Origin of the sequence: Streptomyces sp. NBC_00237 (assembly GCF_026342435.1) — a bacterium.
Lineage (GTDB): Bacteria > Actinomycetota > Actinomycetes > Streptomycetales > Streptomycetaceae > Streptomyces.
In genome coordinates, this window is the sequence record NZ_JAPEMT010000005.1 from 175744 (window position 1) to 187577 (window position 11834).

9 protein-coding genes are annotated in these 11834 nt (G+C 72.4%); 3 read left to right on the plus strand and 6 right to left on the minus strand.

Annotated elements, in window-relative coordinates; all coding sequences use genetic code 11:
- Nucleotides 1-4 precede the first annotated feature (4 nt).
- The 6 genes from OG897_RS36645 to OG897_RS36670 all read right to left on the minus strand — a co-directional run bounded on the left by OG897_RS36645 (nucleotide 5) and on the right by OG897_RS36670 (nucleotide 8571).
- Nucleotides 5-2386 carry a type IV secretory system conjugative DNA transfer family protein gene (locus OG897_RS36645; RefSeq protein ID WP_266664039.1) on the minus strand — a complete coding sequence of 794 codons (2382 nt, stop codon included), beginning with the start codon at nucleotides 2384-2386 and terminating at the stop codon, nucleotides 5-7.
- Nucleotides 2383-4212, minus strand: coding sequence for a VirB4 family type IV secretion system protein (locus OG897_RS36650; protein WP_266664041.1), 1830 nt, complete (start codon nucleotides 4210-4212; stop codon nucleotides 2383-2385). Before OG897_RS36650 ends, OG897_RS36645 begins: the two co-directional genes overlap by 4 nt.
- Nucleotides 4212-5120 carry a PrgI family protein gene (locus OG897_RS36655; protein WP_266664042.1) on the minus strand — a complete coding sequence of 303 codons (909 nt, stop codon included), beginning with the start codon at nucleotides 5118-5120 and terminating at the stop codon, nucleotides 4212-4214. The genes OG897_RS36650 and OG897_RS36655 overlap by 1 nt, the downstream gene beginning before the upstream one ends.
- 22 nt (nucleotides 5121-5142) lie before the next feature.
- On the minus strand, nucleotides 5143-7155 hold the full coding sequence (locus tag OG897_RS36660) for a hypothetical protein (RefSeq protein ID WP_266664638.1): 2013 nt from the start codon (nucleotides 7153-7155) through the stop codon (nucleotides 5143-5145).
- Entirely contained in the window at nucleotides 7152-7451 is a 300-nt protein-coding gene (locus tag OG897_RS36665) for a pilin (protein ID WP_323188156.1), read from the minus strand. Before OG897_RS36665 ends, OG897_RS36660 begins: the two co-directional genes overlap by 4 nt.
- 361 nt (nucleotides 7452-7812) lie before the next feature.
- Nucleotides 7813-8571 (minus strand): hypothetical protein, encoded by a 759-nt coding sequence (locus OG897_RS36670; RefSeq protein WP_266664046.1) that lies wholly within the window; start codon nucleotides 8569-8571, stop codon nucleotides 7813-7815.
- Nucleotides 8572-8945: 374 nt separating this feature from the next.
- Between OG897_RS36670 and OG897_RS36675 the strand changes: the two genes are divergently transcribed.
- From OG897_RS36675 to OG897_RS36685, 3 genes are read left to right on the plus strand one after another with little or no spacing between them, the layout of a single operon-like run.
- Nucleotides 8946-9599 (plus strand): hypothetical protein, encoded by a 654-nt coding sequence (locus OG897_RS36675; protein ID WP_266664048.1) that lies wholly within the window; start codon nucleotides 8946-8948, stop codon nucleotides 9597-9599.
- Nucleotides 9600-9604: 5 nt separating this feature from the next.
- Nucleotides 9605-10579 (plus strand): TRM11 family methyltransferase, encoded by a 975-nt coding sequence (locus OG897_RS36680; protein ID WP_266664049.1) that lies wholly within the window; start codon nucleotides 9605-9607, stop codon nucleotides 10577-10579.
- Entirely contained in the window at nucleotides 10566-11816 is a 1251-nt protein-coding gene (locus OG897_RS36685; RefSeq protein ID WP_266664051.1) for a DNA cytosine methyltransferase, read from the plus strand. Before OG897_RS36680 ends, OG897_RS36685 begins: the two co-directional genes overlap by 14 nt.
- Nucleotides 11817-11834 lie beyond the last annotated feature (18 nt).

The window sequence follows — 11834 nt, forward strand, 5'->3', positions numbered from 1 at the left end:
TCGGTCACAGGGGGAGGTAGGCGGAGCGGCTGGTGGTGCCGCCGACTCGGCGGGCGGCAGCGGCCCGCAGTTCGGTTGAGCGGCCGGGGATGGCGGGTGGCAGGGGTTGGGTGGTGAGGGTGAAGGCGCTGGTCTCCGCACCGTCTGCGAGCAGGTGGGCGGCGGCCTGGTAGGGGCCGAGGTGGGAGAGGTCGTGGGCACCGAGGGTGGGCAGGGTGTGGCGTTCCAGGGCGTTCGCGTCTTCGGGGGAGGTGTTGAAGAAGACCTTGTTGCGGGCGTTCGCGGAGATGCCTTCGCGCAGGTCGCGGGGGAGCTGGGCGAGGTGCTGGTGGGCCAGTTTCATGGCGAGGCGGTAGCCGCGGGCCTCGGCGAGCATGTCCTCCAGGGGGTAGGGGAGGGTGAGGAAGTTGTGGGCTTCGTCGACGTAGAGGGAGGCGTCGATGCGGTCCTTTTCGGGAGTGCGGGCGCGGGCGGAGGCGGCCTGCCAGGTCTTGGCGACGATGAACGAGCCGAGCAGGCGGGTGGTCTCCTCGCCGAGCGCCCCCTTGGGGAGGCGGGCGAGCAGGATGCCGCCGTCGAGGACGTCGGGCAGGTGGAAGGTGGATTCCCCGGACGCGATGGCCTGGCGGGCGAATGAGCGCAGCAGGAACGCGCGGAGCTTGTTCATGATCGGCCCGACAACAGCGGCCCGGGAGGGCTCGGAGAGGGATTCGTACCAGGTCCAGAAGCCGCGCAGGACGGGGTCCTTGATGGTGGGGATCATGCGGATGCGGTACGCGCTCTCGCCGAGCAGGCGGGGGATGTCGGCGAGTGTGACCAGGCGGTTGGTGGCCTGGGCGTGGCGTAGGAGGGTGAGGCAGGCGGCGCGCATGATGTCGTCGGTGCGCGGGCCCCAGAACGCGGTGAAGATGCGGCGGAAGATGCCGGTGATGTTGTCGACGACGACGTCGATGTCGTCGCCGTCCAGGACGTTGAGGCAGGGCGGGGTGTGTACGTCGTCGGGGTCGATGACCACCAGGCGGTCCGCGCAGGAGGCGGGGAGGCGGTGCAGGAGGTCGGTGATCAGGTCGCCCTTGGGGTCGACGACGATCGCGCCGCGTCCGTGGGCGACGTCGTCGAGGACGAGGTGGGCGATCAGGGTGGACTTGCCGGAGCCGGTGGCGCCCATGAGGTGGAGGTGCTGGCGGGCGTCGGCGACGGCGAGGCCGACGGGGCGGCGGGTGCCCGTGTCGGCGTGACCGAGCGGTTTGACGCCGGGGCCGGGCTGCGGGACACCCGGGGGTGGGGCCACCGAGCGGGCCCCGGCGCGGGCCAGACCGGGGGCGTCCGCGTCGGCGGGAAGGTGGGCCAGAGCGGCGAGTTCGGGCACGGACAGCAGGTCGCCGCGGCCGGTGAAGTGCCGTCCGGAAAGGAGTGGTTGAGGGGTACGGAGACGGTGGCGGGCCAGCCAATTGCGGGCTGCGTACAGGGCGAACGCGGAGGCCAGCGCGTGGGCCCTTCCGCGCAGCCGGGCTTCGCCGCCGGGGGGCTTGGACGGGCAGGCGACGGCGTAACGGATCTGGACGTCCCACTGCGGGCCGGTGAGCTTGCCGACGCCCTGACGTACCTCCGCCCCGTGGGACGGGTCGGCGGGCGCGGGGGCGGTGCGCTGCGGGGCGTGGGCGAACAGCCGGAAGAGGGCGGACAGGCGCGGCCCGGTGTGGCCGGCCTTGTGGCGGCGTGCGCTGTGGCGGGCACGGCGCAGCCGGGCCCCGGTAGCAGGTCGGGCCACGATCTGGACGAGGGCGTGTTCGCCGTCGGCCATCCCGGTGGCCGCCTGGAGCAGCGGCCGTAGGGGGTCTTCCTTGTGATCGGTGCGCAGGGGCAGGACTTCGGGGCGGGCCAGACGTAGCACCCCGGCCGTGCAGGTGTACGTGGCGGGGAAGGGCTTGGTCGCAGTGGTGAGGGTGGTGTGGGCGCCGGGCCAAGCGGCCTCGACCGCGCGCCGTACGAGGGCGGTGGGCAGGGTGCCGGGGAGCCACATGCGTACGGTCAGGCCGTGGGTGTTCCAGGCGTACTCGAACCCGAGATGCGGCTGGCCGTGCAGGAGGCGCTGGTGCCAGGGGCGGAGCAGGCCCGAGAGCTGGGCCCAGAGGACTTCGCCGCCCTTGGGCGAAACGGTGGGCGGGGCCAGGATCGTGACCAACTGGGCGCCGTCGGCGAAGGCCTGCTGCCGGTGGGCGCGTACCTTGCCATGCACGAGTGCCGCTCCACCAGCACCGGACGCGATCACAGGGGCCAGCCACGGCCACGTACCGGCGACAAGCCCGATGCCGCCGTCGACCAGGGCGGTCCAGAAGGCCCCGGGGTCGGTGAGGAAGTGGCCGAGCGGCCCGCCCGCGCTCACGGTTCGAGCTCCGTCAGGTCGGGCAGCCCGTACGGATCACGCCCCGCGCCGTCCGCCGCATCGGCGGTTTCCTTCAGTTCGACCGGGTCGGTCGTGATCAGTGCGTGCTCGGCCTCGGAGGCGACGGGGGTGAAGGAGATCTTCGTACGCCCGGACAGCAGGAGTGCGCAGCCCCGGGGTGCGGAGAGCAGGTGGTGGCGTTCGCCGCGCGAGAGGTGGAAAGCGGAGGCGATGGTGTCGATGGCCTGCGGGGCCTGGCGCAGGAGGAGTTGGGTGGCGGCGTTGGAGACGATCGCCCGCCCGAGGTCCGAGCCCAGGACGTCGTCGCCGTCCTGGGTGACGACGGCGAGCCCGGCCCAGTGCTTGCGGGCGGCCTTGGCCATCCGAAACAGGAACTGCGCCCCGGGCCCGTAGCGCATCAGCGTCCACGCCTCGTCGACGACCACGAGCCGCCTGCGCCGTACGCCGCTGTGGGCGACCTGCCGCCAGATCGCGTCCAGGGCCAGGAGCATGCTCGCGGGCTTCAGCTCGTCCGGGATCTCCCGCAGGGCGAACACCACGAGGTGCCCGGTGGGGCGGGTGGTGGTCGGCCCGGCGAAGAGCTGGCGGTGCGAGCCGTTCACGTACGGATCAAGGCGTACGGCCAGACTCTGGGCGGCTTCCTCGCCCATGGAGGTGAGCTGGGCGGCGAGGTCGGCCAGCAGCGGAGCGGGGCGTGACCAGGTGCGGGCGTCGTCGGTGATGCCGGCCTGCTGGTAGGTCGCCAGGACCGCCCTGTCGAGCACCGCCCGCTGCGCCGCGTCGAGGTCCGTGCCGAGCAGGACGGACAGGAAGGTGTGCAGGAACAGCACCCGCCGCGTCAGTACGTTCGCGGACGCATCGGCGTGGGCGGGCAGGTCGAAGGGGTTGAGCCGCACCGTCGGGTCGCCGAGGCGGATGACGCTGCCGCCGACCGCCTCGGCGAGGCGGACGTACTCGTCCTCCGGGTCGATGACCATCGCCTCGGTGCCGGTGAACAGCAGCCGCAACAGTTCCAGTTTCGTCAGGTACGACTTGCCGGCCCCGGAGCGGGCGAGGGTGATCGAGTTGTAGTTGTCCTGGGCGAAGCGGTCCCACAACACCAGGGAATCGCTGGAGGTGTTGAGCCCGTAGAGCACCCCGCCCGAGGACATGGCGATCTCGGCGGGCAGGTCGGGGGAGGCGAAGGGGAAGCAGGTGGCGAGGGCTTCGGTGTCGAAGGTGCGACGCACCTTCAGGGTGTCGAGACCGAGGGGCAGGGTGGCGAGCCAGCCGGGCAGCGCCCGGTAGGTGGCCGGAGCAGTGGACACCAGGAGGGACTCGGCGAGCGCGCGCACCGATGCCACCTCGTCGCCCAGCTCTTCCTCGCTGGGCGCGTACAGGGTCAGGTAGAGGCCGACGCGGAAGAGCTTTCCCTCGCCGCGGGCGATCCGGTACGCCAGCTCGGCGGCGTCCGCCGCGGCGGCCTCGGTGTCCGGGTCGTCCAGGCGGCCTTTGTCCATGCCGGTGCGGCGGGAGGACTCCAGGCGGGCCCGCTGCTTCTTCAGCTGGTGGGCGGCCAGGGCGCTGGCGACCGGTTCGATGTGCAGGGCGACGTCCAGGCGCCCGGGGTAGGTCAGGAGCGGGTCGAGCCAGCCGGGGACGACCTCGGCCGGATACCCGGTGACCACCAGGGTCGCGGCGAGGTAGCCGCCGACGGCGAGCGTGCGGGCGTGCACCTCGACGGCCTCCGGGCCCATCGCGGCCAGCACTTCACCCGCATCCGTGGCCGGTTGAGGGGCGGTGCGGCGGCGCAGCGTACGGAACATCAAAAGGCCCCTTCCAGTGAGGTGGCCTCGGGGTCGGCGGCCAGCCGCAGCACCTCACCGGCGCCCTGGTGGTCGAGCGCGGTGACGGTGATCTCGGCGGCTTCCAGCGCGCGGGCGGCTTCGGCAAGACGGTGGGAGGCGCGAGGCGCGCCGGAGGTGGTGGGTTCGTGGGTGGCGAGCAGGACTTGGCGGGTGAGCAGGTCGCGGTCGGCGGCCAGGGTGTCGAGGAAGGCGGCGTGGGTCAGGGCCGCTTGTTCCAGGGCCGGGTGGGGGAGAGTCGGGGCGGTGGCGGTGAGGTCCTCGACGAGCGGGGCCACGTCCAGGCGGTGGGCGCGGACCAGGAGCTGGGTGGGGCCGGTGAGGGAGTTCAGCCAGCGGGCGAACGCCTCGGTCAGTGCCTGCTGCTCACCGCCGGTCCGCAGCGCGAAGTTCAGCGTTGAGCACACGGCGAGGGCGGTGTGGCCGTCTCGGCCGAGGTCCAGGGTTCCGGTCTGCGACACGTCGCGGCAGGGCAAGCGGAGGGCTGCTGGGGTACGGCCGGTCTGGGTGCGCCATGCGGGCGGGACCGGGTGCGGGAGGGCGGGGATGCCTTCGGGAGCGTGGACGTGGCGCTTGGGGGAGCGGTGGAAGCGGACGGCGGCTGCCAGGAGGTGGTCCAGGCCGATGCCGTCTCGCTGGCCCACCGCGATCACTGTGATCACCAGGGCGATGGGGGTGATGAGGGCGGCGTAGGCGAAGGGGTGCATGAGGGTGCGGGTGGCCCAGTAACCGCCGTACAGGACAAGCCCAGTGACGGTCAGGATCGCGGTCTGGCGGGCGGTCAGCGGGCCCAGGATCCGGTCGCTCTTCGCGACGTCGGCGGGGATGCGGGCGGGGTGGACGAACTCGTCCTCGTCGGGGGCGGTCATGGGGAAGCTCAACCTCCAAGGGTTACGGCGAGCGGGGCGGTTCGAGGGGCAGGCGCAGCTGTACGGGGCGTGATGGGCGCCGACGGACCCGGCGGGTTCGGATGGGGAGGGCCGTTTGACGTCCGCGGACTGACGGGGGGACCGGGGGAGTGGGCTGGGCGGGAGGGGGCGTGGGGCGGGGCTGTCGGGTGGCAGGGATGGGCAGGTGGGTCTGGGTGGGGCGGGATGGTCGGGCGGGGACGCGGGTGGCCGGGACGGGGAGGGAGAGTTGTTGGCGTCGGCGGGCGGTGGCGGGGTGGGGCACGGTGACGGTTCCTGGCGGGGTACGGCGGCGCGTCCCGGTGGTGGGGCCGCGGCCGGTGCGAGGGGAGGCGGGGGTAGGCGTGGGTGAGCCGGGGCTGGGTGAGGTGGGGGTGGGGTTGGGGGTGGTGCGGGCCCAGGACGGGGCCGGGCGCTGCCAGGGCGTTCTCGGGGGCCCTGTTGGGGTGCCGGTGGCCGGGGCGTTGGGGGTGGTGGTGCTGGGCGGTCCGGTGCGGTTGCGGCGTTGGGCGATCAGGGCGCGTCCTCGGCGCAGGGCGTAGCCGGCGACGCCGCCCGGGGTCGGGCGCGGCAACCGGCCGCCACCAGGGCGCCCGCCGCCGCCACCTCCGCCGGGGCGGCCACCGCCGCGCAGCCCGCCCAGCAAGCCCCCGCCCCCGCCGCCTCTCCGTCTCCTGCCGGGGCCACGGCCGAGGAGCGCTGAGGAGCCAGGCAGGGCCCGGTTGAGGAGGCGCCACATCGCCACGGACTGGAGCATCCGCAAGGGCCCCGGCAGACCGGTTTGGACGGGGGTGGAGCGGAAGACGACCTGCATGCACCAGCCGGGAATCTTGAACAGCACCCAGAACAAGGCCAGTCCGGCGAGCATGGTGCCGAGCTGGTTCGGCTTGGGGAAGCCGAGGAGGGTGGCTCCGGGGGCGAAGAACAGCTTCAGCGCGACGATGAACGTCATGGACTGGGCGATCTGGATGGTCAGGCAGCCGGCCAGGCCCTTCCACCACAGCTTCGCCAGCGGGTCGGAGACCGGGTGGGCGTGGCAGGCCAGGGCGAGCGGCCCGCTGATCGCCAACACCGCGAGGACCGCGACGCGGACGAGGTAGCCGACCATGACCGCGAGGATCAGCACGACCATCACGGCGCAGATGAGCAGGCCGTACAGCTTCAGCCCGCCCACTCCGAACAGGGCGAACGGGATGACCCGTTCCACCAGTCCCTTGCCCGCGTCACTGAGATCGGTGCCCATGACCGCGTGGGAGAGGGCATTAGCGAGGGCGATGGCGTAACCCATGACGGTCAGCGACATCGACGAGGCGCAGATCCCGACCACGAGACGCGGGGCGATCTGCTTGAGCGCGTACCGGGTCTGGAGGGTCTCGTGCCCCATGACGGTGACGCCGCCCGCAGTGACGAACAGGACGTAGATACCGGCGGTGATCCCCATGGACCCGGCCCACAGCCGCTTGATGTCGGCGTGCTGGGTGAGGTCGGGTGTGCCCAGCAGGGTCTCGGCCAGCAGCCACCGCACCGGCTCCATGATCTGTTCCAGCAGGAAGCCGAGGAAGGAGGTGACCGCGTTCACGAGCATCCCGGGGATGTCGATCAACGAGCCGAACGGGCTGAAGTCGAACCCGCCGTCCCCCGTGTCGCAGTCCGTGCCGTTCACCTCGCACGCCGGACGGGTCGGCCCGGGACGCGGTACCGACGGCGCGGGCCACGACGGCGACGGCGGAGCGGTGGGCGGGCCCGGCGTGGGGGTGGGCCCGGGAGCGGGTTCCGGGCGCGGGGCGGGTGTCGGGCCTGGTACGGACGGGGCAGGACCAGGGCCGGGCGCGGGGGCCGGGGGCGGCGGGGCGGCCGGAGCCACCACCTGCGGTGCGGCGGCGTCCGCCGCCGGGGAGCCCGCGACGACCGCCAGCAGCGTGACGGCGGTGAGCAGTACCAGCACGGCTACCTGCCGCAGGGTTGCCGGGGAGGGGGTACTGGGTGTGCGGGTCATGCCGCCCCCACGATGCCCTTGAGGGCGGTCACCAGCACCGGGGCCAGAATCGCCAGCCCGTACCCGATGGCCGCCGCCTTCAGGGCCCGCTTCGCCGACTCGACCTCGCCCGGGTCCCCGCCGGCCATCAGATAGCGCAGACCGCCGAAGGTCAGGAACAACGTCGCCAGCCCGGCGAGCAGCCCCACGATCGTGTTCGTCAGATTCGTGATGACCTGCGGGATCGTAGCCACCGCCCACGCCGTCGACGGAGCTGCGAGCAGGTACGCCCCGGCCACCGGGAGCACGGTCAACAGACGTCGCACCCGGGGAAGTCGGCGCGAAGGGCAGGGCGGCACGGGCACCTCCAACACAGCGGTCAGGAAGGGACAAGGGCAGGCGACGGCGCACCGGTGACCGGCAGCGCGAAGGTGGGGGAGTGGCTGGGACGGAGTCCCCGGGGCCGGAGCTGGCCCGCAGCGGCGCGTCACCACCTCCATCAGGAGAGGCACGCGAGGCGCGTGGGATGGGTGTTCGGGGTGTCAGCACGAAGCGCCGTATCCCGACCCCAGGGACTGGAGGGACGAAAGGGAGACGAGAACACCTCTCAGGCAGCAGCAGCCTGGAGTGCTCTCACTCCACTAAGGAGAAATCCGCGCCGGATCGTGCCACCCACGCTCACCACGCATCGCTGAACAGGGCGCTGGCGAGACGCTGTTCTGCCGCCGCCCGCCGCCGGAACATCGCCCGCACGCTGATCCCGGCCGCCAGCGCGACCGTCTTCGCGCTCTGCCCTTCCAGCCGCGTCCCGGCGATCAACTCCGACTCCACCGCGGACAGCACCCCCACCGCGACGGCCCGCTCCAGCACCGCGTACACCTGCTCCTTGGACCCACCCGCGAACGGCTGCGGCACCACGCACTGCTCGTCCAGCGGCTGCGGACGCAACCGCCGCTCCCGCAGCGCCGCGTACACCACCCGGTGCGCCGCCCGATCCCCGGCCCGCACCAGCCGCAACCCCACCTGAACCGGCCGCTCGGACGGATCCAGAGCCACCAGCTCCTCCGTCACCGCGGCCAAGACCTCCTGCTCCAACTCGCCGTGCTCCACCTCCGCCAGCCGAGGCAGCCGGGCCAACGCCCGCCGCAGCGACGGCAACGCCATCGCGACCCCGACCGTGCCCCACGGCTCCCCGAACACCAGCCGCCGCCGCACGAGCTCCGCCCACACCCGATCCCGCACGGCCACCGGCGTAGACGGGTGCGCCATCCGAGCCCGCACCAGGTCCACCGGCCAGAAGGCCCCCGGCTCGCTCTCCGACATCAACTCCGACGGCAGCGACAACGGACGAGGATCAGAGGCGAGTTGCAGCAGGGCGGCATCAAGCTGGTCGAAAGGAGAGACAGCGGTGAGCGACGTGAGCGTGGTACGGCGCATGGCGGGCTCCTTGCCTGCGAGTGACGAAGCGGACGCCGCCCATCACCCCAACCACCCCCGCCACTCCCACGCCACCAGCCAGCCGCGCCACCGCCATCACCCGGCCCTGCCCTTGCCAGCCGCTTCGACAGCCCTGGCAAACAGGCCCACCACCAGCACCTACACTCCGCTGGACCGGACGCGAAACTTCCTGAAGAGTTTTCGAACTGCTTCCTGCGCCGCCAGCCGCCCCATGCCTACGACGACCATGGCTCGCGACTGGCAGACAACGCCGTGACCAGGTGTTTCATGCCCGCGTGGCACGATCGCCCAGCTCTTTCTCCTTAGAGAACGTCAGCACCTTCGCAAGCCCGGCCCACAGCGGCGCACCCGCCATGCCACACAACTCCCGCCCCACGTCGGCTCGTACGAGCAACCCCGCGGCCCCGCTGCCCACCACGATCTGGCTGCCCACCCCCGAGACCTTCACCAGCGCCCCGGCCGCCCCCAACGTGCTCCCGGACTGGGCCATCGAGAAGATCCGCACCGACTTCCGCCGCCCCGGCGACAAGTCCGCCACGCTGCTGCGGCTGCACATCCAGGACACCGCCTGCGGCATGGACGCCCGCACCCGCTGCACCACCGACAACGACGACCCGGCGCACGAACGCCCGCACCTGCTCCTGGCCGAACTCCACCCCGACACCCTCCCCACCCCCTGGGACACGGGCGCCAGCAACACCACCACCCCGGGGGCGATCGACGACGGCTGGCCGGGCTTCTTCTACCGCGCCCACCGCCTCCTCCCCGCCGACGGCGTACTCCTCCTCGCCACCCGCCAGCGCCGGGACAACGGCCACCTCACCGACCCACTCGGCCTGCTCATCGCAACCGCCCGCACCGCCGGATTCACCTACCTCCAGCACCTGATCGCCATCCACGGCCACGCCACCGACGACCACATCCACCCCACCCCGCCCCCCGGCGCACCCGACGGCCTCATCCACTCCGACCTGCTCGTCCTCCGCACCTCCGGCCAGGGGAGCTGACCGCCATGCAGCACAAGCACCAGCGCCTCTCGGTGTGGAACACCGCACCGACCTCCGCCCCCGCCCAACGCCGAGGTCGCTACGTCCCCGGCTCCGCCGCCCACCCGGCCAAGATGCTCCCCGCCCTGGCCGCGCACGCCATCCGCACGTACACCGAGCCCGGGGACCTGGTCCTGGACCCGATGTGCGGCATTGGCACCACCCTCGTCGAAGCCATCCACCTCGGCCGCCACGCCATCGGCACCGAGTACGAACCCCGCTGGGCCCACCTCGCCGGCCTCAACGCCGCCTCCGCCCCGCACCAGGGCGGAACCGGTACCGGCCAGGTCTTCTGCGGCGACGCCCGCCACCTGCGCACCCTCATCCCCGCCGAGCACCACGGCCGGATCGCCCTGGTCCTCACCTCGCCGCCGTACGGCAACGCCGTCCACGGCCAGGTCCGCTCCACCCGAGAATCCGGCGAACGCGGCGTCACGAAGAAGGACTACCGCTACAGCCGCGACCCTCACAACCTCGCCCACGTGGGCCTCGACCGCCTCATCGAAGCGTTCACCGAGATCCTCACCGAATGCCGCCACCTCCTGCGCCCAGGCGGCCATGCAGTCATCACCACCCGCCCCTGGCGTGAACGCGGCGAACTCATTGACCTCCCCACCGCCGCCCTCGCCGCAGGACAGAACGCCGGTCTGACCCCCGCCGAGCGCAACGTCGCTCTCCTCGCCGGAATCCGCCACGGCCAGCTCATCGCCCGCCCCTCCTTCTTCCAGATGACCAACACCCGCGACGCCCGCAACCGCGGCATCCCCCTCCACGTCGTCCAGCACGAAGACGTCCTCGTCCTCACCAAACCCGGCGCACCGACGCAGCCGAAGCCGTCCGAGAACCCGCGGCGCACCACCTGCACGTCCCGGCACACCGCCCGCAGGACCGGCCACCGTCCCCGGACCTGCACGCAGGGAAACCGCCATGACCACCACTGACGGGCCGGCCATCGGGAGCCTGTTCTCCGGTGTCGGCGGCCTGGATCTCGGCGTCCAGGCCGCCCTCGGCGGACACCTCGCCTGGCACGCCGAGACCAACCCCCGCGCTGTCCAGGTCCTCGCCCGCCACTGGCCCCACACCCCCAACCACGGCGACGTGACCACCCTCGACTGGCACACCGTCAGCCCCGTGCACATCCTCACCGCAGGAATCCCCTGCCAGGATCTCTCCGTCGCCGGCCCCCGCACCGGCCTCACCCCCGGCACCCGCTCCGGCCTCTGGACCCATGTCCCCTACGCCATCGCCGCCCTCAACCCCCACCTGGTGGTGATCGAGAATGTCCGCGGCCTGCTCTCCACCCGCGCCGGAACCCACCCCCGACCCACAGCCCTTCGCCATCTGGAACCCTGCCCGCGGTGCATGGGAGACCCGGCAAACCCACCCGGAATGCGGGCACTCGGCGTGCTACTCGCAGACCTGGCCGACCTCGGGTACGACGCGAGCTGGACATGCGTACGCGCCGCTGACGTCGGCGCACCCCACCGACGCGACCGCGTCTTCCTCCTCGCCTGGCCCGCTCCTCAAAACCCCGACCGCGAACCTCGGCACCAACGGCGGCTCCCAGCACCCCACCAAACGCAAGGCCGGCGGCCACGGCCCCACCCTGGCCGACGAGATCGAGCACCTGCTCCCCACCCCGAGAGCCAGCGACGGAGCGAAAGGCTCACCCAACCAGCGCTACCGCAACGGCAGCCCGACCCTGACCTCCACAGCGGCCCGCCTCCCTGCCGCACAACCGCCCACGGAAGCCGAGAAGGACGTCAAACTCCTCCCCACCCCGACCTCGGCGGACGCCCACGGCGGTGCCGGTACCACCCCGAAACGCCAGGGCGGCATGAACCTCCGCACAGCCATCGCTCGCCTGCCGAATGGTGGGGAACCTACCTCCCCGCCATCCGCCGATGGGAAGCCGTAACCGGGCACCCTGCCCCCACCCCCACCGTGCCCGGCACCCGCCGCCTCTCCGCCCACCTCGTCGAATGGATGATGGGCCTCCCCACCGGCTGGATCACCCACACCCCCGGCCTCTCCCGCGCCGCCCAACTCCACCTCCTCGGCAACAGCGTCGTCCCCCAACAAGCCGCACACGCCCTGAATCTCCTTCTCTCTGAAGGGACCTTGTTGGGCAGCCCGTCATCCCGCTGCCGATTTTCAGCTGCGAGGAGTGGGCGGTGACAAAGCGTGCGCGGTCGC